17 protein-coding genes are annotated in these 24059 nt (G+C 48.5%); 8 read left to right on the top strand and 9 right to left on the bottom strand.

Features of this window, described 5'->3' with window-relative positions; genetic code table 11:
• The first annotated feature begins 1 nt into the window (after window position 1).
• The 6 genes from AC3WU2_RS20045 (at window position 2) to AC3WU2_RS20020 (ending at window position 8841) form a co-directional block, all read left to right on the top strand.
• Window positions 2–2113, top strand: a complete 2112-nt coding sequence (locus AC3WU2_RS20045) for a YIP1 family protein (RefSeq protein ID WP_492456835.1) — start codon at window positions 2–4, stop codon at window positions 2111–2113.
• Window positions 2113–4470, top strand: a complete 2358-nt coding sequence (locus AC3WU2_RS20040) for a DUF5696 domain-containing protein (protein ID WP_492456955.1) — start codon at window positions 2113–2115, stop codon at window positions 4468–4470. Before AC3WU2_RS20045 ends, AC3WU2_RS20040 begins: the two co-directional genes overlap by 1 nt.
• Before the next feature lie 4 nt (window positions 4471–4474).
• The gene (locus AC3WU2_RS20035) at window positions 4475–5344 is read left to right on the top strand and encodes a carbohydrate ABC transporter permease (RefSeq protein ID WP_492456834.1); all 870 of its coding nucleotides are present in this window, start codon (window positions 4475–4477) and stop codon (window positions 5342–5344) included.
• A gap of 17 nt (window positions 5345–5361) precedes the next feature.
• Window positions 5362–6324 carry a carbohydrate ABC transporter permease gene (locus AC3WU2_RS20030; protein WP_018757465.1) on the top strand — a complete coding sequence of 321 codons (963 nt, stop codon included), beginning with the start codon at window positions 5362–5364 and terminating at the stop codon, window positions 6322–6324.
• An 88-nt stretch (window positions 6325–6412) separates the two neighbouring features.
• Entirely contained in the window at window positions 6413–7771 is a 1359-nt protein-coding gene (locus AC3WU2_RS20025; RefSeq protein WP_492456833.1) for an ABC transporter substrate-binding protein, read from the top strand.
• Window positions 7772–7917: 146 nt separating this feature from the next.
• Entirely contained in the window at window positions 7918–8841 is a 924-nt protein-coding gene (locus tag AC3WU2_RS20020) for a helix-turn-helix transcriptional regulator (protein WP_492456832.1), read from the top strand.
• A 176-nt stretch (window positions 8842–9017) separates the two neighbouring features.
• Here the strand turns inward: AC3WU2_RS20020 and AC3WU2_RS20015 are convergent, their stop codons facing one another.
• Window positions 9018–10412 (bottom strand): ABC transporter substrate-binding protein, encoded by a 1395-nt coding sequence (locus tag AC3WU2_RS20015; RefSeq protein ID WP_492456831.1) that lies wholly within the window; start codon window positions 10410–10412, stop codon window positions 9018–9020.
• Window positions 10413–10682: 270 nt separating this feature from the next.
• Between AC3WU2_RS20015 and AC3WU2_RS20010 the strand changes: the two genes are divergently transcribed.
• Window positions 10683–11660, top strand: coding sequence for a metallophosphoesterase family protein (locus AC3WU2_RS20010; RefSeq protein ID WP_492456830.1), 978 nt, complete (start codon window positions 10683–10685; stop codon window positions 11658–11660).
• A gap of 54 nt (window positions 11661–11714) precedes the next feature.
• Here the strand turns inward: AC3WU2_RS20010 and AC3WU2_RS20005 are convergent, their stop codons facing one another.
• Window positions 11715–12020, bottom strand: coding sequence for a hypothetical protein (locus AC3WU2_RS20005; protein WP_492456829.1), 306 nt, complete (start codon window positions 12018–12020; stop codon window positions 11715–11717).
• Between the two features lie 412 nt (window positions 12021–12432).
• On the opposite strand from AC3WU2_RS20005, the gene AC3WU2_RS20000 reads away from it, so the two are divergent.
• Complete coding sequence (locus tag AC3WU2_RS20000) at window positions 12433–16746, top strand: DEAD/DEAH box helicase (RefSeq protein WP_492456828.1); 4314 nt, start codon at window positions 12433–12435, stop codon at window positions 16744–16746.
• Between the two features lie 44 nt (window positions 16747–16790).
• On the opposite strand, the gene AC3WU2_RS19995 is transcribed toward AC3WU2_RS20000, so the two are convergent.
• The 7 genes from AC3WU2_RS19995 to AC3WU2_RS19965 form a co-directional block, all read right to left on the bottom strand.
• Entirely contained in the window at window positions 16791–17276 is a 486-nt protein-coding gene (locus AC3WU2_RS19995) for an NUDIX hydrolase (protein WP_492456827.1), read from the bottom strand.
• Between the two features lie 124 nt (window positions 17277–17400).
• Complete coding sequence (locus tag AC3WU2_RS19990) at window positions 17401–17799, bottom strand: DUF2871 domain-containing protein (protein WP_492456826.1); 399 nt, start codon at window positions 17797–17799, stop codon at window positions 17401–17403.
• Between the two features lie 126 nt (window positions 17800–17925).
• Complete coding sequence (locus AC3WU2_RS19985; protein ID WP_492456825.1) at window positions 17926–20151, bottom strand: MMPL family transporter; 2226 nt, start codon at window positions 20149–20151, stop codon at window positions 17926–17928.
• Between the two features lie 539 nt (window positions 20152–20690).
• Window positions 20691–22070: a sensor histidine kinase gene (locus AC3WU2_RS19980; protein ID WP_018757477.1), complete on the bottom strand. Its 1380-nt coding sequence runs from the start codon at window positions 22068–22070 to the stop codon at window positions 20691–20693.
• On the bottom strand, window positions 22067–22747 hold the full coding sequence (locus tag AC3WU2_RS19975) for a response regulator transcription factor (RefSeq protein WP_492456824.1): 681 nt from the start codon (window positions 22745–22747) through the stop codon (window positions 22067–22069). Before AC3WU2_RS19975 ends, AC3WU2_RS19980 begins: the two co-directional genes overlap by 4 nt.
• Before the next feature lie 42 nt (window positions 22748–22789).
• On the bottom strand, window positions 22790–23167 hold the full coding sequence (locus tag AC3WU2_RS19970) for an ArsR/SmtB family transcription factor (RefSeq protein ID WP_379351333.1): 378 nt from the start codon (window positions 23165–23167) through the stop codon (window positions 22790–22792).
• A complete protein-coding gene (locus AC3WU2_RS19965) occupies window positions 23164–23592 on the bottom strand; it encodes an SRPBCC family protein (protein WP_492456823.1) in 429 nt (142 codons plus the stop codon). Before AC3WU2_RS19965 ends, AC3WU2_RS19970 begins: the two co-directional genes overlap by 4 nt.
• Window positions 23593–24059: the final 467 nt, after the last annotated feature.

The following is a 24059-nucleotide window of genomic DNA, read 5'->3' as shown; positions in this document are numbered from 1 at the left end:
CATGAAAAGAAATCACAGCAGACGGAAGTTTGCGATTTGGTTCGTTTGCTTGATGACGATAACGCTATTTCCAACAGCTGCATTCGCGGATGTGCCGTATCGAACATTTACGAAGGATAGCTATGGTCGTACGATTATGACCCAACCTGCCTATGCACCGAAAGGCGTTATCGCAAGGGATATCCCTACGCTGAACCAGCAAGGGGAGGTCAGCTATACGCCCTTGCAAAGACCTCAAGACTTGTTCATTGATCGTCAGGACCATATCTATATCGCCGATACAGATAACAATCGAATTATTCATTTGGATCCGAGCGGAGAGCTGGTACGGATCATTACGCTGCCAGAGAGTCCGCTGAATCAGCCACAGGGGGTATTTGTGACCGAAAATGGGGACCTCTTCATTGCGGATACCGGCAATAAACGAGTCGTGCACACGGATAAGGAAGGTCGGCTCGTTCAAGAGTTGAAGCGGCCGAAGTCGAGCTTCATGAATGATCAATTTGTGTATGAACCGACGAATATGGTCGTCGATAAGCGTGGATTCATCTATGTGGTATCGAAAGGGAGCTACAACGGTATTATCGAATTCGATCCGGAAGGCAATTTCCTCAAGTTCTTCGGAACGAACAAAACGGAAGTCAATCTGATGGACAAAATTCGTAGACAGTTCTATACGAAGGAGCAGCTGAGTCGACAAGTTCGATTGCTTCCCGTTACGATCCGTAACATTGAAATTGATGACCAAGGTTTTATCTATACCGTCTCGGGTTCCAAATCGGAGCAAGTGAAGAAGTTGAACATTCGCGGCGAAGATTTATGGAAAGAGAAGGATATCGATTTTGATAAAAATAAGGCATATCGGCGTACTAGCAGTGAACCGATTGAGCCACAATTGACCGATGTTTCCGTCGATCAGAACGGGAATATTCTCATGATCGACAAGTCACGCAACATCATTTCGCAATATGACGAGAATGGCGAATTGTTGTTCTATTGGAGTGGCAGTTCAACAACGGGAAATTCATTAATCGGGTTAACCAAAGCACCAACGGCTGTCGCGACCAATTCTCGGAACGAAGTGTTCATTCTGGATGAAGCGCTCAATCTCGTACAAGTATATAAGCCGACGGAATTTGGATCGACGGTACAGGCAGCATACAAGTTCATGCAGGATGGCAAGTATCTTGAAGGCGAGAAATATTGGACCAAGGTGCTGAAATTAAATGCGCATTTCTCCCCTGCTTTTCAAGGGATTGCGCAAGCGGCCTTCTATCGTGAGGACTATGAGTTAGCGCGTGACATGTTCAAGCTCGCTGGGGATGAGGGTGGATTCTCCGATTCCTTCTGGCAGCTGCGACTCGTGTGGTTCCAGAAGAATTTCTCGATCTTTGCGAATGTACTCATTGTGCTGGCCGTCTTGATCTGGATTCTCGGACTTTTGAAGCGGAAGTATAAATTCAGGATTCTACCGAAGACGACCCTGCTCGATCGGCAGCGCTGGTATCAGCAATTCAAGCATGTGTTCTATATTCTGAAACACCCGATTGATGGCTTCGGCGATCTTAGGTATCGGCAAAAAGGCAGTTATATCAGTGCCTTGTTCTTGCTCATCCTGACGCTTGTCATGATTCTGGTGAAGACGTTCTACTCCAGCTTTACATTCAATCCAGTCCCGGATTATGAGAAAGGTGCCAGCTCGATGCTGATCATCTTCATGTCGGTCTGGTTGTCTTGGGTCGTCTGCAACTACTTGATCGGCTCCATTCGCCAAGGGGAGGCCAGATTCAAGGACGTATTCATGGGCAGCTCTTATGCGCTGTTCCCTGTTGTATTGTTCGGCCTACCGCTCGCGTTGATCTCGAACGGGCTTACGCTCAGCGAAGCATCCATTTATCATTCGATTGAATGGGCGATGCTGCTCTGGAGCGGGCTGCTGTTCTTCTGGAATATCCAGGCGATGCAGAATTATGGTGTGGGAGAGACGGTCGTCAACATTCTGCTCACCGGAGTGACCATGATGATCCTATGGATTATGATCTTCATTCTGGTCGGCCTGTCTTCCGAGTTCAGTAACTTCATCTATACGATTTATCAGGAGGTATCGATGTGATGCGATTATTTCGTTCGAAGAAATTACTGCTATCGGTGACTGCATGCATCATATCTGTATTAACGGTTGTCGGGTTTATTTTCGCAGCATCGGGCTCAGATTCGCAATCTAAGCAACAATCGGCTGAACAGTCTAGCGAGCCATCAACAGCTCAACAAGCGACGGCGAAGCCGGCCAGCGTGAAGGTTGCCGCAGCGGGTACCCCAGTTGCGAGTGGGTTGCCAGATGAACGTACATTCAAGCCCTTGGTAGAGAATCAGCGGTTGCAGTTAAAGGTCGATGCGAGTACAGGACATTTCCTCGTGGTGAATAAGCAGACAGGAGATGTATGGCGTTCCTTCCCGAACCCGAAGAATTGGAAGGAAAAGTCCAACACGGCAGCCTGGAAGGACCATCTCGCCTCGCCCTTCATGTTCCGTTATGTTGAATTCAATATTCGGAAAGACTTGCTCAAAGAGTCGAACCTCATTGCACAGAAGGGAACGGTCTCGCAATTTGAGGCGACAGAGCACGGATTCAAAATTCAATATGAGCTCCCAGAGCTTGGCTTCTCGATTCCCGTGGAAGTCACCCTCGGAGATGATTTTGTTGAGACGAAGGTGCTATCCGAAGGATTGAAGGACGAGAGGGTATACACCGCGGAAGAATTGAAGACGAAGAAAAAAGATCCGCTGGCTAGGCTCGTATCGATTCGTCTCTTCCCTTTCCTTGGGGCGCAGACTTCAGATGAGGAGGATGGTTTTCTGCTCATTCCAGATGGATCAGGAGCTTTAATCGATTTCAAGAAATATCGTGCAGGTACCCAGAACTTGTATACGGAACGCGTATATGGCGATGACTGGGCTTATAGCAACCGCAATATCATGTCCGAACGCAAAGCGATCAAAATGCCGGTCTTTGGCATCAAGTCAGCGAACCAGGCGATGGTTGGCGTCATCCGTGAAGGGGATGATTATGCGAACGTTGTTGCTGCACCTTCCGGCTCATTCAGTCAATACAATTGGGCGACGGCAGAATTCCAATATCGCTTCAAGTTCTTCCAACCAACCGATACGAAGAAGAAGAACGGTTATCTGATGTACAGCAAAGAAATAACGAAGTCTGATCGTTCCGTCAGGTATTACTTTATCGATCAGCCTGAGGTTGATTATGCGCAGATGGCAGATCGGTATCGTCAATATTTGATCGATGAACAGGGACTGAAGCCGCTTCAAGGCAAGAATGCAAATATGAAGCTTCAGCTCCATGTCCTGGGAGCTGACACGGAGAAAGGCTTCTTATGGGATTCCGATCTGCCGCTGACGACAACCGCGGAAGCCAAAGAAATTGTGCAGGAGCTCGGCGCGCTTGGCGTCGATGACATGTCCATTACGTACTTAGGCTGGCAGAATGGCGGATTCAGCAAATTCGGAGGGGCATTCCCGGTCGGTTCAAAGATTGGCGGGGATGAAGGTATGAAGCAATTCGTTGATTTCGCCCATACGAGTGGCTTTCCGGTTTATTTGGATGCCTCATCGTATACGTTCAACAACACCGGCAAAGACGGCTTCCGCGTGAGGCGGGATGGACTTCGGGACCTTGGTTCATCCGTCATCGAATTCTATTCTTGGGATGATCAGCGTACGACGTTCGTCAGTCCGAAATTCATGCAGAAGGTGATACAGGATGATTTGCAGGACGCGAAAGATCTGATGGTGGACGGTTATATGTACGGTCAAGGGGTCGGCAATCAGTTAAATACCGACTATAACGAGGATCACAAGGTATCAAGAGAGGAATCGATGCACATTCAGCAGGAGATCATGAATCAGACGAAGCAGTCGCTCGGGAACGTGCAAGTCGCGGATGGGAATTTGTACACCTTGCCATATGTGAATCATATGCACAATATGTTCGCGAGTAACTCTTATGATCTGTTCGTGGATCGCGCGATTCCTTTTGCGCAGATGGTTCTGCATGGTCTCGTTACTTACTCATTTGACTATGCCAATTTAAGTGATGATTATGAGGAGAGTTTCTTGAAAGGAATTGAGTACGGGGCTGTTCCATCTTACATCGTCACGTATGCCAAACCACAGGAGCTGCTCAAGTCCATTCATTTGGATCAATTCTACAGCACGTATTATAAAGACTGGATTCAAGAAATCGTATCGCAATATCAGCGTTATACGGAAGCGCTGGGAGATGTCCAAGGTGAGTTCATCGCGAATCATCGCGAGTTAGCGCATGGGGTGTTCGAGACGACATACGCGCATGGCAAGCGCATTATTGTCAACTACAATGAGACGCCGTACAACCTCGACACACAGCATGTGGTGAAGGCGAGAGACTTTATTGTCATGAAGGGAGGTGCGTGATGGAATGAGTCGCAAACGCGTGCTTACCGCTCGGTCTTTACGGAGGCTTGAAGGGACGCTGTTTATCGCCCCTTGGGTGATTGGATTTATCGCGTTCTTAGGGTTTCCGCTTCTTTTCTCGTTGTACATGAGCTTTCACACGGTGAAGATTCTACCGAATAAGGTCGCCTATGATTTTGTCGGTCTGAAATTCTACCGCGAGATTATCCTGAACAGTTCTGCGCTTTATGATAAATTGATCCCTTATTTTCAAGAAGTAGTGCTTATGGTGCCGGTGATCGTTATTTTTGCACTGATGATCTCGATTCTGCTCAATCAGAAGCTGTACGGTAGATTCCTGTTCCGCGCAATTTTCTTCCTGCCAGTAATCTTCTCGACCGGCGCGGTACTGCTGCAGTTTATTAACCAGGGGGAGGGGAACCTCGGGTTCCTGGAGCGGTTCGAACTTGGCGGCTATCTCGATACCTTCCTCGGGGACAGCTCTTGGGCGAAGCCTGTGAAGGAGGTCCTGAATCACTTTGTACTCGTCTTGTGGTACTCCGGGGTACAGATTCTGATCTTCCTCGCCGGGCTGCAGACCATCTCCACCTCGGCGTATGAATCGGCACGAATTGACGGGGCAACCCCTTGGGAAGTCTTCTGGAAAATTACGCTTCCTGCGATGTCGCCGTTTATTCTGCTTAACTTAATCTATACCGTGGTCGACATGTTCACCTTCCCATCGAATCCGGTCATTGAGCTGGTGAACACAGGGAATTACGGGTTTAACAGCGCACTGGCCTGGATCTATTTCTTCATTATCATCATTTTCTTGGGGCTTGTGATGTTGATCTATTCGATCATGAATCGTAGACATGCTAAAAATTACGTCTAGAGGGGAGGGAATCGCAGATGCGGACCATATTATCCGATGTGAAGGGTCGTCGATTTCTAACGAAGCGACGGATCAGGCAAGCACGTAATTTGGTGCTCGGGAAAGAGATTAACCAAGGGCTTGTATTTAAGCTGATCTTGTACGCAGTCCTTATCATTACTTCATATATCTACATGAATCCGATGCTGAAGATGCTCGTGAAGATGGTTATGAATGTGAAGGATCTCGTAGATCCGACAGTAACATGGGTGCCATCCTCCATTTATTTGGGTCATGTGGCAGAGGCGTGGAAGCTGCTGAATTATGAGAATTCATTAATGATCAGCTTGTTCATCGCCGTGAGTGTAGCCGTGCTGCATTGTATCTCTTGCGGATTGGCGGGATATGCACTAGCTCGATTAGATGTACCATTTAAACGAACGATCTTCTTCCTATTGATGCTTGCGTTCATTATTCCACCGCAGGTTATCATTCTGCCAACGATTATGGTCTATACCAAATTAGGCTTGAACGGTCATCTCATTACACTGATTTTACCGTCGATCTTCGGGTTTGGGGTCAAAGGCGCCTTGTTCGTCGTCATCTTCAGACAGTTCTTCATGACGCATTCGAAATCGCTCGAGGAGGCTGCGAGAATTGACGGGGCGACGGCGCTGAAATTCTACTTCCGCGTGATGTTCCCGCTCGCAAGACCAGCGATCTTGGTCGTCTTCCTGTTCTCCTTCGTATGGACGTGGAATGACACCTATTATCCGCGGATGTTCCTCAGTCCGACCGGCGATATGCCGCTTGCGATGAAGATGACCTTCATCGATACAGCCTTAGGGCAATTTATTCAGAACGGCGGATTCCCGGAATATATGGCGGAGCCGATTAAGATGGGTGCCAGTTTCTTGACGATCCTGCCGCCCGTGCTGATCTATTTATTCGCTCAGCGTTATTTTATCGAAAGTGTGGAAAGAACGGGCTTGGTCGAATAGATCTGTACTTTCTAAAGTGTTGGTGAGTTGTAATCCTTGATGTCAATTAACGGAAAATAAATATTGAATGACGCTGAGGAGGATGAAAATGAAGAAAAATTCAATCTCTCTGATCATTGCTTTTGTTTTCTTGTTAACAACGATTCTGTCAGGTTGCAGTGGCAGTAATTCGGAATCAAATAACGAAACGAACCCGAATGATGATCCGAACAGTAAAGCCGTGACGGATTTCAGCAAGGAAACAATAATTACGATTCAACATGAATGGGGTTTGGACCAGATCTCTGCCCTTATGCAGCCCATTGAAGATAAACTCCAGGCAGAAGGCAAGAACATTAAAGTTAAATGGATTCAAGGTCAGGCGACTTCGGAGGCTTTGCAAGAATTGAATGCTAGCGGTGTCGTCCCGGATATTATTTATACATCCAAAGGAATTGACGCCTTGAAGGATCTGGATATGGTTGAGCCGATTGATGAATTGTCGAAGATTTACGGAATGGATATCAGCAGTATAGACCCATCCATCGTTTCACTGTTTCGTTCGTTCGATGATAAGGGTTCTATGATTGGCGTGCCAACGTTCGCTGATACATATACGTTGTTTTATAATAAAGAAATTTTTGATATGTTCGGCGTTCCTTATCCGACGGACCATATGACATGGGATGAGACGATCGAGTTAGCTAAGAAGATGACAGGGGAACGAGACGGTGTTGTCTATCGGGGTCTGGAAATGGGATGGCAGAACAGTGTCACGGACGATACGCTCGCCCCGCTAAAAGAGCTTGTTACGAATGTCGTTGATCCTGAAACGGATCAAGTATTACTTACGAGTGAGCCGGCAATAACAAGATATTTCGAACTAATGAAGAAGTTCTATAGCATCCCAGGGTTATATGAACGCGACCCGAAGAAAGCAGGAAGCTTCTTTGCAAACGGTACGGCTGCGATGTTAGTCTCTTGGCCGACATATATGGAATGGGGAATTCCTGAGAATGTCCGAGCGAATACGAACTCAGTACTTTTGCCGATCTGGGGAGGCGCAGATCAATATGCACCGACAACGACAGCTCATATGTATGTATTGAACAAGTACAGTGAGAACAAAGACGCCGCTTTCCAGTGGATGAAAGAAGTCGTAGCAGAAGACATGCAGAAGAAGTTTTCCGCTGCGGGATATCCGACGGTATTGAAGAATTCGGAAGCCATCGCGGTATTTGGCAGTGAAAAAGATATTTATGACGGGCAGAATGTAAAATCTTATTTCCCGGATAATGCAAAAATATTAGAAGGTAAAAGCTCGAAATGGAAAAAAATAGCTGAGAGTATGATCGTTGAAAGTTTGCCCGACTTTGCGAGTTCAGACATGAATATTTCGGAATATTTACGTAAGCTGCAAGAAAAGTTGCAAATGAAGATCGCGGATGAGAAAGCAAAGAAAGAATAAGGGAAGTAATAACGCAAACAAACCCTCGAACGAACGGGTTTGCAGATTGATTTTGATAGAGCCTGAGGCATAGTCTCAGGTTCTATAAGTTTATATGTTCAAACCTCCAATGGGTTGAATGATAGGCTTTGAAAGGAGAATGTCCCATGTTGTCTTTTCCAGCGCCAACGAATCAACCGGCTTATTTAATCAGCAACTATCTTCCGTTCAATCTGTTTCAAGCGCAACCCTATGGGAATGCCCTTTTCGTCTCTCATTGGCATGATCAAGTGATGGAAATTATATATATCATGAAGGGTCGAATGCAGCTCTTTATTGGAGGCTATTCGTATATTGGAGTAGAAGGGGATATTTTCTTTATTGAGGAGGGACAAATTCATGGGGCGTATTTAATAGAAAATGAAGGAGCCCCTGAGTACTATGCTGTCTTGATCAACAAATCCATTTTGTTAGCTGCGGAATCGATGCACCTCGTTCATGAACCGCAATTACATGATAAGCTGTCTTTACCTAGGATTTTACAATCTGGGGATGATCACTATCGTTACTTTAAAGAAGTTATTCTAAATATTGCTGCTGAACTGAAAACGAAACAGAGTGGGTATGAATTAGTCATTAAATCTTATCTGTATCAGCTTGTCGTAGCACTGAAAAGAGCCTGTGGTTATGTGGCTGCCGAGAGTCCTGCTGATCGTGCAAATCGAAGGAAGATCGAGGATCTTCGTGACGTGATGTTGTTTGTAGAGGAACATTACGGCGAGGAATTCACACTGAACGATATATCAAGGATGGCTAGAATGAGCCCCTTTCATTTTTGTAGGACATTTAAAAAGATAACAGGACAAACATTTATAGAGTATGTTAATTTGTGTCGGATCAGAAAGGGGGAGGAGCTGATTATGAATTCAAGTTTACCGATTACACAAATTGCTCACCTGGTGGGATTCAATGATATTAACTATTTTAACAGAGTATTTAGAAAATATAGGCAATGTTCACCTTCCAAATTCCGCAAACAAGCTGCGCAAGGTATAAACATTCATTCACCGAATTCTACTGAAAAACCGTAAGGCGCCTAGTCATACCCTCGTCAAGTAGACATATTCTTCTACAGACCACACAAAATATCCCCTCCAAGTTCACTCTACTCATCTCTCAGGATAGCATGAGGTTTTTTGAGTGTCTGCTTAAAGGGGATAATTTTACTCGCGAATGGTCTTTACGGATCTTTTTTAGGTTTTTCCCATTACTTTTTCGTGGTTTCTTGTTGCGTTTTGGCCTCTTTAATTGCCGTTTCAGCTTCTTCTTTTGTTATTCTTAGAAATTCTTGTATATTCAGATCGGAATCAGCAAACTTTGCAAGGTCCAGGTTGACATATTGATCCCATAAGCTTTGTCTGCCTTTATAGGTTGCAGGTGTTAACTTGAACACAGACGTAACATCCTGCCCGACATAATTTTCGATATCCGAGCCATACTGATCGGCAACCTCGGTAAGCACAGGACCGGATGCCATTGATTTTGCGATTTTGGTCTGATTCGTTACAGATACATATTCCTTCAACACGCTGAATGCCGCATCTTTATGCTCGCTTTGATTGGAAATGACCATCGGTGTTGTCCCTAGCGCAGGACCAATATCGGGCTGATCAGCCCATACAGGTACAGGCAGCATGGCGATATTATTTTTTAAATATTCAACATCTTCAAACGGATTTCCATGAACGAAATAGGCGGTCCAAGTCACTGTCATCGCAGCTTGTTTTTTTGCGAACAAATCGACGTTCTTTGCTTCTTCAGATCTTACTTCAGGTATGCTGTAATACTTCTTCATCAGCTCTAAATATTTCGAGAATGAAGGATCCTTCGTAATGAGCACTTCGCCGGTATCCGGATCTGTCTTATTCACGGCCAATTCTCTGAGCGGTACGGCAGCACCATCGCCAACATTTCCCCAGCCGCCCAGTTCAAGTCCAAGATAGGAAACGCCGTTACGCTGTCCTGTCATTTTTTTAGCCAAGTCGAAGGCCTGATCCCAAGTCATCTTCTCTGTAGGATACGGTTCGCCGAATAAATCAAATATTTCTTTATTATAGAAGAGGGACATGTAGCCTGTTCCGTCTGGAATACCGATTAATCTTCCCTCTGAATCTAATGAACGAATACTGGACACGAGACCTGGGTTTAACGTGTCTACGTCAAAATTGTTGCTTTTGGCTAAATCATCAAGAGGGTGTATGATTCCTAGACTTTCGACGTGAGAAATTCCGTAGTTCGGAAAGATGATGTCAGGATTGATACCGCTTGCAAATAATTCCTGCAGCGACGTGGATTTACATTCGCAGGCAACCATTTTGATATCGATATTGGGCAATTTCTCATCAATTTCTTTGAATCGATTGTTAAATATCTCTTCTCCCCATGGAAATGCCACGGTGATTGTAACGGGATCCGTGGACGTTCCTTCTGATTGCGGCGAGTCGTTCGGAGTATTGGTTTCTTGGCTAGGTGTTGTGCTTTCTGTTGCATTAGCTTCTTTATTGCTGTCAGTGTTTTCGTTCGTTTTTCCACAAGCTACGAAAAGGGTGCATACCATCACAAATAGTAACAATATTGTCCAACTTTTCTTTGCTAATTTCATTTAGTGACCTCCAATTAAAATTTTTATGGATTTAATACGTTTGCCAAAATGAATGAATTGCCATTTATGGAAATCCGGATACTCTAATTCTAAATTGATAAAAAGATGGAGTCTCTATATAGCATTGCGCACTTGTTGGATTATTTTGCTGATTAATCTTCACCTAACCATTGCCGCATATGCTATATTTGGATTGACATGGAAGATTCAGGAACCTATCAAAATGCAGCTGTCTATCGGTAAGAATAGGCTGACAAGGGGAATCGAAAGATGAAGAAACAACTCAAGTTTCGTGAAGATGGTTCGTTTGTCATTGTGCAATTTTCGGATGTAGAATTTCTAGATGAATTTGATTATGACCCAGAGACACCACGTTATGATGCAGAGACGAGAGCTTTAATGGAACGTGTCATGGACGCAGAGAAGCCGGACCTTGTCGTATTCGCTGGGGATGTGGTAGCGAGTAACCGGGCAAGAGATCCGCTCGAATCGTTCCGCCGTGCGGTTGAATCGGTAGAAGCGCGCGGGATTCCATGGGCCGCCGTGTTCGGCAATCATGATTCCGAAGGCGTGGTGCCGCGGAAGCAAATGCATGATCTGCAATTGCAGTATGCGCACAATGTAGCGGAAGAAGATCCTGAAGGCGTAGATGGTGCAGGGAACTTCGTCGTTCACGTGACAGGTGAAGATGGTCATACAGCAGCGGGGCTCTATTTCCTCGATAGCGGTGACTACGCGCAGCAGGGGCATCGGGTTGGTGGCTACGACTGGATCCGTCGAAGCCAAATCGATTGGTACATCGGCAGATCGCGTGAGCTGACCGCGCAGAACGGCGGCGAACCGCTGCCTGCCCTTGCGTTCTTCCATATTCCGCTCCCGGAATACAACGACCTGTGGGATTTCCATACCTGCTATGGACATCGATTCGATAACTGGTGCTCGGCGCCGAATATCAATTCGGGCATGTTCTCTGCGATGGTCGATATGGGCGATGTGATGGGGACATTCGTTGGTCACGATCATGGCAATGATTTCTGGGGAGAACTGCACGGGATCCGTCTTTGCTACGGCCGTTCGACACGCTATGTGAGCTTCGTGGACGGGGTGCGTCATGACCTTGTGCCGACAGGTGCACGCGTGATTCGCCTGCAGCAGGGTGAGAAGCAGTTCGAGACTTGGATTCGCCAGACGGATGGCAGCGTGGTCCATGAGCAGCCGGAGCATAAGCCAGAGGGGCGGAAGGTATAGTGAGATGAAGAAGCGCAAACGCCGTTTAAGGCGTTTGCGCTTTTATTTGTAGATTCATCGCGTTCGTTCGAGGTTAAGGAAGAAATCCGTTACACTCACAAGATATTCTACGCTTAGTATGGATAATAATAACCAATCCAATAGAATCACCCAGATCGGGATGTAGCGATGGAGTCCGAACAGGAATGAACAAAAGGTACCGATTAGAAAGACCAAAATGGGAATGCTGACGAGACCATCAGGAAGGATAAAACCGTCTAACCAGTAGGTTGGATAGAAGAAAAACAAGATATTAATAAAGGTAAATGGTATTAAGAGATTTAAGCTGATATATAACGTTAATCGTTGTGCTGTGCTCAAGATCGTCGACTCCTTATGCAATGGGATATGACGAAGAACATTCGACAGCGAGATGGTATTTCCTTTTTATGGATGAATGTCTTCGTGGATTAACAGAGATATCTAAGAACCCTAGGAACCTTTGTCGAATGTATTGCGAAGTGCATATAGATCTATGCAAGCACACTGCCCCTTGCCTGCAATTGCAGGCAAGAGGCTTATTTTATTTGGAATGTGAGGAGGAAAGAGGAGATGAAGGAATCTACCATAAAGATACTGCTGATTTTGGGTGGAATTATCCTCGTTCTAATGCGACGGATACGAGGAGTACAGACTTGATTTGGTGTAGGCTTTATTGGCGCAGCCATTGGATAATGATGTAAATATCTTTATACTAACAACATATGACTTTGTTACGATGGAGGGGTTGTTGTTGCTGGAATTTGATCTAACATCTTTTCACGCGGTACTGGCGACGTGGTTTCGTGAGCAATTTGGTGAAGCAACCGAGGTGCAGCGAAGCGTATGGCGTGAAATTCAGCATCACGATCACCTGTTGATCGCAGCACCGACGGGTTCGGGCAAGACGCTGGCCGCACTGATGCCTTGCCTGGAACGGATTATTCGAGGGAAAGAACAAGCCCATGGGAAGCCCGCCAAGGGTGTGAAGCTGCTCTATGTGACGCCGCTGAAGGCGCTCAATAATGACGTGCATCATCATATGCTGCAGTTCGCGGCCGAGATGGAGCAGGTCGCGGCGATGTCGGATCTGGCATGGCCAGGACTACACGTAGGCATTCGGACGGGCGATACGCCGCAGCGGGTTAGGGCCGCGATGCTGCGTCAACCACCCGATGTCTTGATCACAACGCCGGAGTCACTCTATTTGCTGCTCACCTCGCCGAAATCTCGAGAAATGCTGAAGACGGTGGAGCAGGTGATTATTGACGAAATTCACAGTCTAGCCGGGGATGCTCGCGGCATGCATCTATCCGTTACGCTCGAACGGCTCGTCGAGCTGACAGGACGTTCACCGCAGCGTATCGGCGTCTCCGCGACGCAGCGGCCGATCCACCTCGTCGCGCAATTTATGGGTGGATGGGAGCGATCGACAGAGGGAGTAGAATCATTAGAAGCGATCTATCGACCGCGCCCGGTCGGGATTATCGAGAGTGAGATGGACAAGACTTATCACGTGTCCGTAATGCTGCCTGATCGTACGCTGATGACGAACAATAAAGAAGAGATATGGGCTCCGCTCGTGGAGCGCCTTCAATCGCTCATGAAGGAGAACCGGACAACCCTTATTTTCGCCAATAATCGCAGACTCTGTGAGCGGCTGACACGGCATTTGAATTTGGAAGCTGGCACCGATCGCGCGAGAGCGCATCACGGGAGCATGTCACGCGAAAATCGACTTGAGGTGGAGCGGGCGCTGAAGGCTGGGGAGCTGTCATGCCTCGTTGCTACGTCTTCGTTGGAACTCGGGATCGATATTGGCCATATAGATCTGGTGATTCAGATTGATGCGCCACCAAGCACAGCATCCGGCATTCAGCGAATCGGACGGGCAGGCCATGCCGTTGGGGATATTAGCCGAGGGACGATGATCGCTCGTTCACGTGGCATCCTCTCGGAATGTGCAGTGCAAGCGTATCTGATTGCCCATCGGCAGATCGAAGCCATCCAGATTCCTTCGAATGATCTAGCGATACTCTCTCAACAAATCGTAGCGATGGTTGCGAGTGAGGCGTGGTCTGTGGAGCGTCTTTATGCGGTTCTGAGACGTAGTGATACGTATCGCAGCTTAACCCATGAACGGCTGCACGATGCGTTGCGCGTGCTATCGGGTTATTTTCCGTTTGTTCGGCCTTTATTTGAATGGGATACGGCTTCAGGGATACTAACGCCAACCCGAACGACCTTGATGTCCGCGATTATGGGTGCCGGGACGATTCCGCAGAGCACCAGCTACCCGATCCACCACGCCCAGTCTCGACTGAAGCTCGGTGAGCTGGAAGAGGAATATATTTATGAGAGCCGCATCGGCGATGTCTTCCAGCTCGGGACTTCCTCTTGGCGGATTCAATCGATTAAGAATGATCGCGTCTATGTGGTCGAGGCGGCGAATGAAGTGAGCGAAATTCCTTTCTGGCGTGCGGAAGCGTCCGGGAGATCCTTCGAATTGTCATGTCAGATCGGTCAGTTCCACCAGTCGATTGCGATACGGTTAGAGACGGAGACGAAGGATGCAGTCAAAGACTGGCTGATGCGAGATTATGGGATGGACTCGAGTGCCGCAGAGCAGCTTGTTGGCTATATCCAATCACAGCTTGAAGCAGGACCGATTCCTACGGATCGGCGCATCATTGTGGAGCATTATCAGGACGATCATCTACGGCATCATATGGTCATTCATAGCTGGTTCGGCAAAAGATTAAATCGAACCTGGCAGCTTGTCCTGCAGATTAGTCTGGAACGTCTGTTCAACGTGCATGTGAATACATCGCTCAAAGACAACGGCATTGAATTCATCCTGCCAGACTGGGATCTGCGTGTTGTGCAATCCTTGTTCAGTATGCCGCTGCATAAAGTGGAAGAGCTGCTGGTCGATGCAATTCCTGCATCCCCTTTATTCGGCATGACGTTCCGCCGCGTCGCGGAGACTTCCTTGCTGCTGCCACGAAGCTTCACGCGCACACCGGCATGGAAGCAGCGGCTGCGCAGTCAAGAGCTGCTTCGTGCGGCAGTCCCGCATGCGGCTCAATTTCCGTTCATCGAAGAGACGATGCAGATTTGTCTGTATGAGCTGCTGGATCTGAAGCGATTGAAGCAGCTGCTGACAGATATTCAAGCAGGAACTCTTGAATTTGTCATCGATGATCGCAAGACGCCGTCCCCTTTCGCATGGCAATTCGCACTCGATTCTGCCAATAGTCAGATGTATGAATCTGATGCGATCGGCAAAGATATTCAGCTTCATCTGCTCAGCATTAATCGAGAGCTTGCAGGGGAGATGTTCCCTGCTTCGCTGCTCCCCGCCAAATCTGCGGGGCTACCGAAGGAAGAAGAACATCACGTCCAGTCCTCGCAAGATCTGTGGACCTATTTGAAGCGTAAGGGTGATCGCAGTACGACAGAGCTCATTCATGGGATGCAAGATGCGGAAGAGACCTTACGGCTGCTTGATGAGCTCATCCAGAGGCAACGGATTCAATCGATATCTCTTAATGGAGCCAAACGCTGGATTTGTGCGGACGAGGCAGATACGTATGTACGGCTGCAGGAAGATGCACAAGCAGCGGCATTCGTACTGGAGCGATATATCGAGCGAGAGCTCTATTTTACACCGAGTCAGTTGATCGCCGCATATGGTCTGTCGGAAGCACAGGTAGACAAGTTCATCGAAGAGTTGTTGGAACGGGAGCGGATTGATCCTGCGCCATTCCAAGAATCCGAAGAAACGACCTGGATGAGCCGAACAGCAGCTGAACGGGCCATTCGCCGGACTACGGGGCAATTGCGCAAACAGATTGAGCCTGTGGAGGCATCACGGTATGGTCATGATGTATGCAGTCGGCATTATTTGTATCGTCAAGATCAAGAACAAGGCGCGGAGGGGCTTCGGAAAATTATTGCTCGCATGCAAGGGGTGTTCCTCCCGTTGTCGCATTGGGAGACGAGTCTATTCCCGGCTCGGATGCAGCTGTATCGGAAGGAATGGCTCGATCAACTATGCGCGGAAGGCGAGATTATCTGGGTGGGACGCCGAGAAGAGGGGGAGAAAGAAGGACGTGTTGCTTTTTTTCTCGCGGAGTCCAAGGCGCTGTATGCACCGCTCTGTAAGTCGACTTCACTCGAGGTTCACCCGCAGCTCGTAGAACTACTGCGAAGTAAAGGAGCGAGCTTCCTGACCGCATTAAGCCGAGAGATGGCATGTGCTCCTTCAGAAATGATGGACCTGCTGATCGATCTGGTCTGGGCGGGTCTCGTCTCGAATGATCAGTTCTCACCTCTGCGATTGCATGGCACGAAGCCAAGTAAATCCCAAGGTGCTTTTAAATCGGGGCTAGGACGATGGTATATGCTTGAGTCGCTTGCGGACCCGGAACTGCCGCTTGAACGAAGTGCTGCAGCTTGGATTGAGCATTTATTGGATACGCATCTGATCTTGACAAAGGAGACGGTTGCGACGCAATCGCTATTCACATGGGAGCAGATGTACGATGCTTGCAAGCAGCTGGAACAGATGGGGATGCTGACGCGTGGGTTCTGGATTGAAGGGATTCAGTCGCTTCAATTCGCCAAGCCGGAGACTATCGAACAGCTTCAACTACCTATAACGATGGCGAAGGATCACATTGCGGTGATGACAGCAGTCGACCCGATGAATCCTTATGGCATCCTACTAGACTGGCCGGATATGTCAGAGATTCAGTTCACGAGGAGGCAGGGGAATTGTGTTGTGCTCGTCAATGGCCGCTGTGCGTTGTGGATCGAGAATAAAGGGAAACGAATCATGACGCTTAGCGCAGAACCTTCCACCATACTCGCGACGTTACTCGACAAGTCGGTGATGCAATACGTTGTCCAGCGAGTCATTCGACTGACAGGTGCACGCAAATGGGTGATTGATACGTGGGACGGTACAGCTATTGAAACATCTCCTGCCGCGCCAATATTGAGAGAGCTTGGGGCCATCAAGGATCGAAATTCTTTTGTGATCTGGTCAAGCAGTGTAAATTAATCGTTAGAAAATAGAACAGCGTTTCTGACTGCTACATGAGCAATTTACGTTAGCGCACAGTCCAAGATTTCCTGATACACTTCATGCCAGCCGCTATAGTAGTCAGCAACATCGCTGGGGTTGATCAGCTTCCTGTGGGACGATTCGTATTTGGCCGCAAAAGTGTGCAAGACATGGATATCCATCCGATAGAATACCTGATACCCGATCTTCGGATAGGGACTGGTATCATTCCACTGCGAGTTCTCACTGTGGTCGATGATCATATAACCGAGCAGTGTGCAATCCCCTTCAACATACCCCTCTTCCATCGCTTCCCGGCGGAAACAAGCTTCAGGCGTTTCATCGATTTCAATGTGTCCTCCGGGGAAATCCCAGCCTCGATGATGAAGGTCTACCAATAGGATTTGCTGATGATGGAAGCAGAAACCGTGGACGCTTGTGATGAGATGCTGCGGCGGGAGTTCAGTGCTCTGCTGCCAAGTTAATAGGACACGGGATGCGCCCCAGTCTACAGCGATGGTTGTCAATACTATTCCTCCTTGGATGAAAGTCATGATCCGAGTCTAGCATAGCGCTCTTTTGCTGGGAATCCTCGGTAATAAAAAAAGCCCACTCTTCGAGTTGAAGAATGGGCTTTTAGGCTTCATATCTCTATTCCTTGATCTGTTTGCGGAATAATAAGAGGAACCAAATCAATGCGCCGAACATCAGGGTATGCGAAAGTCCAGCGATATGCGGAAGCCCAGCGAAATCAGCTCCTTCGATCTGTAAAATACCCCGGGCGATTAACGCACCGATCATAATGATGAAAGCGACATTGTAGACGATGAACCAGAGATTAAATTGCTTATGCTTGTGAATATCAAATAATTTGCACAGAATCAAAACGACGAGGAAGAACAGAAAGCCTAGGACGAGTAAATGCGTATGTGCGACGCTAAGAACGGATTGCCCGTCAAAGTTAGAATATTTGGTATATTCACGGTAGAATACACCGGCTAACATGCCAATGATGAGATAAAAGAATGCTGCATAATAACTCTTTTTCATAGTGATGTAGTCTCCTTAGGAATGATATGAATTGAACGATGTTCATGTACACGATTCATCATACGAGACGAATATGAACGGAGAATGAACAGAACATTACAACATGTCGTGCTGATCCAAGGCCGATTACAATCGGGATTGTTCTTTTGTAAGCGGGGCATTGATTGGTTTGCTGTGCGATCCCATGAGTGCCATCAGAGCTGGAAGCAGCATGCCGCGCACGAGGAACGTATCGATCAAGATGCCCATTGCCATGATGAATCCGAACAGGAACAGCTCTTGCAACGGCTGCGTGATCAGTACGCAGAACGTGGCTGCAAGGATGATCCCTGCGGAAGAGATGACACCGCCGGTTTTGGCGACGCCGCGGCTGATCGCTTCTTTCCAAGGGTAATGCTTCGCTTCTTCTCGAATGCGGGAGACGAGCATAATGTTGTAATCGACGCCGAGCGCGATCAAGAAGACGAATGTATACACTGGCAGTCGATAACTGATGGCTTCATAGCCGAGGATGTCGTGGAACACGATCCAGCCTAGCCCGAGCGTAGCGGTATACGAGAGCAGCATCGTGACGATCATCGTGAAAGCGAGTTTGAGCGAACGTGCTTGGAATGCGAGCATGCATGCAATAAAGATGGTGATGAGTGTGAAAGTAACGATGGTATCCTGCTTGTTCATGCCGCGAACATCGAGCTGTTGTGCCGTCTGCCCCGCGAATTGAAGCGTATTCTGTGCCGGATCGAAGCCGTTCTGCTCCAGAATGGATTCGCTTTTCTCGCGTAGGTTGCTAATAACCTCTAGCGCTTCGGGGTCATAAGGGTTCGCCTGCAGCGTTAGTTTCAACATCAGGGTGTGCTTCTGATCTGAGAGGAACCGATCTGGCAGCTTTGCACCCGGCGCTGCGAGGTCATTCGTGATATTCGGACGGATGTCATGGATGCCGCCCTCTGCTTCGAGCGCTTGGGTGAGTTTTGTTAACTTCTCTACATAGGCAGCGTCGATGGCGATTTCCTTATTGGATTGGAGCAGCATCGTAACCGGCGCCAATTGCCCTGGCGGGAACTGTTCTTCCAAGAGCTCGAACCCTTGCCGGGACGAGGTATCGCTCGGGAAGGATTTCATCAGATTGAAGGAGTAATTCATCCCTGTCACATTGATGGACGACACGATTAAGAAGAGCAATAGAATCCCAGATGTAAGGCCAGGTTTTCTCGTTACAACGCCGCCCATTCGGGTCCAGAAGCCTGGCTTCTTCGGCGTGGGAGCGAGCTCTTTCTTCGGCATGAAAGGCCAGAATCCACGACGTCCGAATAGGGCGTAGATCGCAGGGATCAAGGTCAACCCGCCGAGCAGAATAACGACCATCGCGACAGAGAAGACCGGTGCGAAGTTATGGTACGGCTTAAAGATTGCTGCGAACAGTGTCAGCATCGCAATCAATACCGTCCCGCCGCTAAAAGCAATCGGTTCAGCAACTTGACCAAGCGCGACGCCCATCGCCTCATATTTCGAATCGATCGTCTTCAAGGCCTCACGGTAGCGGGAGACGATGAATAGACAGTAGTCGGTTAGGACGGCGAACAACAGGATCATCATGATGGAGAGTGCCTGCTTGTCGACGACGAACCAATCATTTTTGGCTGCAAGCCCGAGGATGCGGTCGGTTACTTGGTAGACGAGCCCTGCAATGATTAACGGTATGATGGCCATCAGCGGCGAACGATAGATGACGATCAGGAGGATAAGAATGAGTCCGACGGTGGCGAACATCAGAACGAAGTCGGCATTCTTGAATAGACTCGTGGTATCGGCAGCGATCCCTGCAGGACCTGTAATTTCAAACTGCACATCATTCATCCCGATTTGAGCGACCTTATCTCGAATTTGCTGCATCGTATCGTAGACTTGAGCGGAATCGAGATCCTTATCTAACGCAATGTTGAGAAGGATCGTGGTCTGATCTTCTGAGAACATCTTGTCTTGAACAGGCTTCGGGAATTTGTGAAAAGGCAGTGCACTGGAGACATGCTCCGGCTTCTGATCTGACGACAGCCAAGTGCTGACTTCGGCGATCTTGGCGCGTTCCTCGGTTGTGATGGCCTGCTTCGCATGGAAGACGAGCAGCCCGACAGGTCCATCCTCGGACGGGAATTGTTCGTTCATCAGTTGTTCAGCGATTGCCGAAGGCGTATTCTCATGAATGCTGCCTTCACCGCTGCTGACGGCAAATTTCTTCGAGCTGGGTGCTACGCCGCTTAAAACAATGATGACGACGAGCCATATGGCGAGTACGGTCCAAGCGCCTTTACGCGTGCTTATTCGTTTTGCTAACGATTGGTAAAATCGGTGCATAGTTCAAGGCCTCCAATTCTATTTGGCGGTAGAAACTACCTCAGAACGCGGTCGCTCCTCTTGGAAGGACCTCGATAGAGGTTTTTCTTATACGATGCATTGTAGGTCTGGAATATGAACGCATGATGAACAGGGAATTACAAGTGTGGGGATATGCGAAAAAAACCGAGATCCCACGCTGCTGGATGCAGAGGGGTCTCGGTTATTGCTGTGTAGGATATGATGGGGGAATTAACTGTAATAGTGCAGTTAAATAGCATGGAGTGGCAGCCTGATGCCGAAATAACTGCAAAAGTGCAGCTGATGGGCAGGAAGAGGCCACCCGACGCCGAAATAACTGCAAAAATGCAGTTAATATGCTCGAAGAGGCTACCCGACGCCGAAATAACTGCAAAAATGCAGTTAATATGCTCGAAGAGGCAGCCTGACGCCGAAATAACTGCAAAAGTGCAGTTAATATGCTCGAAGAGGCCGCTCGACGCCGAAATAACTGCAAAAATGCAGTTATTTCGCGCGATCCGTCGCCCGTACACGCACACTCACCCCATCGGCACCCGAACCGTGAACTCGGTTCCCTCGCCCAATTGGCTCGTCACCTCGATCCGCCCGCCGTGCAGCGCGATGACCTTGCTCGCGATGGACAAGCCCAATCCGCTGCCGCCTTGCGTGCGATTGCGCATCTTATCCGCCTTGTAGAAGCGGTCGAAGATATGCGCCAGCTCGGCCTCCGGGATGCCGATGCCCGAATCGGCGATCCGCACGACAACAAGCCCGCCCTCCGCCGCAAGCACGACGCGCAGCACGCCTCCCGGGTTCGTGAACTTGATCCCATTCGTGATCAAGTTGTACCACACCTGGTTGAGTAGCTGCTGATCGGCAGTCACGACGACCTCCGGCAGGTCGAGATCCAGCTCGATATCGCGTTCGGACCACTGCTGCTCCGTCACGATAAAGATTTGTCGGATCTGCTCATCCAGCCGGAAGCTCGAACGCTTCAAGACATGATCTTCCTTGTCGAGCGTCGCCAAGGTTAACAACTGCTTGCTGAGGGAAGAGAGTCGTTTGCTCTCCTCTTCAATAATACGCAGATAACGTTCTTCTTCCTCGGGACTCGTCTTCTTCTCGAGGATCGAATGGGCGAAGCCTTGAATCGAAGTCAGCGGCGATTGAATTTCGTGCGAGACGTTCGCGACGAATTCCTGCCGCATGTCGTCCAGCTGCTTGATCGATCGTGCCATATGGGTGAAGTCCCTTGCGAGATCCCCGATCTCATCACGCCGCGTGACATCGAGCTCCATATGATAATCGCCGCCGACAATACGGTGCGTCGCATCGGTCAGCTTCTTGATCGGCTTGACGATAAATCGCGACAGCACGACGATCAAGATGATACTGAAGAGGAACGAGAAGCCGAGAAGCAGCGCGAGGATGATCCTCACTTCGCCGATCTGTTGTTCCATATTCGGTCGGATGAAGAGCGCATAAGGCTCGCCGTGAACTTGAACAGGCAGCCCGACGCTGTTGCGCAGACTATTTTCGAATAGACCATTGATTTTGAGCCATTGCGATTCTTGCTTGATGCCGTTATAGACACCACCTTCAAGGACATGTTTAATATGCTCACCATTGAACTGTTTGTGCTTGAACGGAGTACCGTAATATGTCCCGTTCAGCTCGCTGTCGACGGCATAGATCTGATATCCGAGGTTCGCGATATGCGTCAAATAACTGCCGAGCTCCATATTCGGATTCTGCTCATAGAGTGAGCGAATGTCCTCGCCGATGCTCATAATCTTCTTCTCGTTCGAATCTTGAATATGCCCGAGATAATAGAAGTTCGTGACAATGAGGGCGAGAATACCTCCTAGGAAACTAATCAGGAGGAAGATCATGACGATTCGAACGTAAAGGGTTCTCACGGTTCTGTCACCTCAAGCTTGTAGCCGAGACCTCGTACCGTCGTAATAACGAAGTCCTCTGGTCTGTCATGGAACCGTTCGCGTAATCGCTTAATATGCACATCAATCGTTCGGCTGTCGCCTTCATAATCCGCACCCCAGATGGCTTGCAGCAGTTGGTCCCGTGTGAAAATCCGTCCAGGATTGCTCGCGAGATGCGATAGAAGCTCGAATTCCTTGAGCGGAAGGACGAGCGTGTCCCCATCGATATGAATTTCATAGCTTCTACGGTCAATCATCGTTCGGCCGAGCTTAATCGTCTCCGAGGAGACGAGCTGATACCGCCGCAGCAGCGCGCGAATACGGAACAGCAGCTCCTTCGGTTCGAAGGGCTTCACCATGTAATCATCTGTCCCGGATAGGAATCCTTTTTCTTTATCATCGATTTCACCCTTGGCCGTCAAGAGAATGACGGGTATATCGTGGTGCCGCCGAATCTCTTCGCACAGCTCAAGCCCCGTCTTACCTGGCATCATGACGTCGATTACGGCAAGATGTACTTGTTCATTCTCTAGAACGCGCATCGCCTGCTCGCCGTCTTCCGCTTCATGAGGGACATAACCCTCCTTCTCCAGAATAAAGCGCAGCAGTTCGCGGATATGCGGATCATCGTCCGCAACGAGGAGATGTATTCTCATCGTGGCATGCTCCTTTCATCCCATCTATTGTGAAGGCAAGCCTTAGAGCGGCTTGAGCGGACCCGACATACTCGATTGACTCGGATCTGCGTTTGTACCCCCATCTGCCGCCTCCACCAAATGCTTCAACAAGGCGAGCTTGTTATCCCAGAATTGCTCGTAGTACGCGACCCAATCCTTCAGCTCTCGTAGTGGTGCAGCTTGAAGACTGTACCTTGTCTCGCGGCCGATCTTGCGCTCCGTGACGAGCCCCGCACTCTCAAGGACATGCAGATGCTTCGATACCGCGGTCCGGCTCATCGGGAAATTGCTGCTAATCACATTTACAGGAAGCTCTTGCTCTGCGAGCAAATGCAGGAGCTTTCGCCGCGTCGGATCAGCAATCGCTTGGAACACGTCATATTTTGGAGCAGCTGTCATGCCAATCCCTCAACATACGCTTTGAGTCTTGGCAGGACGCCTGAGTCCCATCCGCCGTTCATGCGCTCGCGAGCAACCGAATAAGGAATCCCCGTATCTGGTGCCACTTTGTCCACCCAGCCGCCATGGATCAATGTAAACGCAGTTCGATCCTCCATCGCTGTCAGCTCGAACGTAATGATCCAATCTTCTCCCCAGCTGAACACCAGCTTGTTCGGGGGATCAAGCTCGAGCACCTCGCAAGGCGATACCGCATAGGCGGACGTGATCGTGAATTTGTGTCCAAGCACTGGCTCGAAATCATTCGGCATGAACCAAGTGGCAATGCCTTCCGCTGTTGATACGGCATCCCATACCTTCTGGATGGGCGCGTTAAATTCAATTTCTTTTACAATATCGGGCATAGTCCCGGGGTGATTCGTCATGGGTTATAAACCTCCAAAAATGTATATTCGAAACCTATTGGTTTCATGAAAATTATACGGAACCGTTGATCACTGTGTCAATGCAAGAACACCACACCCCCTCAAGATGGCGAGAGATTATAGGGCCACGGGGGTCGTATTCTATCGTATTGTAAGTTTTGCTGCGTCTCGCAATTTCTGATAAGGAGGGATTACTATCAGGCAGTCATCGATCGAAAGATTAGCGACGATGCTGATTATTATGTCACTAGGCTCCATCGACAATACCAGTTATGAATCCAACCTATTTGGGGTAAGTATTCAAGTACGTGCTCGAGCGTGCGAATTTCCTCGTGCTAAATACGGATAAATGAATATATGAAATTGCGACAGAAGTAGGGTTCCCCGTGCTGGATTCGTTCTACAAACGTATTAAAGAGTATATGGGGAAAAGTGCAGGTGGACTCCGATCAGAGTCCGAGTTGATG

This window comes from Paenibacillus sp. EB106-05-06-XG162 (genome assembly GCF_058791655.1).
Note: the sequence above shows the minus strand (reverse complement) of the source record. Positions and strands in the feature narration are given on the sequence as shown.

What these genes read in the sequence shown, in the direction of transcription:
- AC3WU2_RS20010 (WP_492456830.1), top strand. Translation starts at nt 10,683, where the DNA reads ATGAAGAAACAACTCAAGTTTCGTGAAGATGGTTCGTTTGTCATTGTG.
- AC3WU2_RS20045 (WP_492456835.1), top strand. Translation starts at nt 2, where the DNA reads ATGAAAAGAAATCACAGCAGACGGAAGTTTGCGATTTGGTTCGTTTGC.
- AC3WU2_RS19970 (WP_379351333.1), bottom strand. Translation starts at nt 23,167, where the DNA reads ATGACAGCTGCTCCAAAATATGACGTGTTCCAAGCGATTGCTGATCCG.
- AC3WU2_RS19990 (WP_492456826.1), bottom strand. Translation starts at nt 17,799, where the DNA reads ATGAAAAAGAGTTATTATGCAGCATTCTTTTATCTCATCATTGGCATG.
- AC3WU2_RS20020 (WP_492456832.1), top strand. Translation starts at nt 7,918, where the DNA reads ATGTTGTCTTTTCCAGCGCCAACGAATCAACCGGCTTATTTAATCAGC.
- AC3WU2_RS19985 (WP_492456825.1), bottom strand. Translation starts at nt 20,151, where the DNA reads ATGCACCGATTTTACCAATCGTTAGCAAAACGAATAAGCACGCGTAAA.
- AC3WU2_RS19975 (WP_492456824.1), bottom strand. Translation starts at nt 22,747, where the DNA reads ATGAGAATACATCTCCTCGTTGCGGACGATGATCCGCATATCCGCGAA.
- AC3WU2_RS20035 (WP_492456834.1), top strand. Translation starts at nt 4,475, where the DNA reads ATGAGTCGCAAACGCGTGCTTACCGCTCGGTCTTTACGGAGGCTTGAA.
- AC3WU2_RS19965 (WP_492456823.1), bottom strand. Translation starts at nt 23,592, where the DNA reads ATGACGAATCACCCCGGGACTATGCCCGATATTGTAAAAGAAATTGAA.
- AC3WU2_RS20040 (WP_492456955.1), top strand. Translation starts at nt 2,113, where the DNA reads ATGCGATTATTTCGTTCGAAGAAATTACTGCTATCGGTGACTGCATGC.
- AC3WU2_RS20025 (WP_492456833.1), top strand. Translation starts at nt 6,413, where the DNA reads ATGAAGAAAAATTCAATCTCTCTGATCATTGCTTTTGTTTTCTTGTTA.
- AC3WU2_RS20030 (WP_018757465.1), top strand. Translation starts at nt 5,362, where the DNA reads ATGCGGACCATATTATCCGATGTGAAGGGTCGTCGATTTCTAACGAAG.
- AC3WU2_RS20015 (WP_492456831.1), bottom strand. Translation starts at nt 10,412, where the DNA reads ATGAAATTAGCAAAGAAAAGTTGGACAATATTGTTACTATTTGTGATG.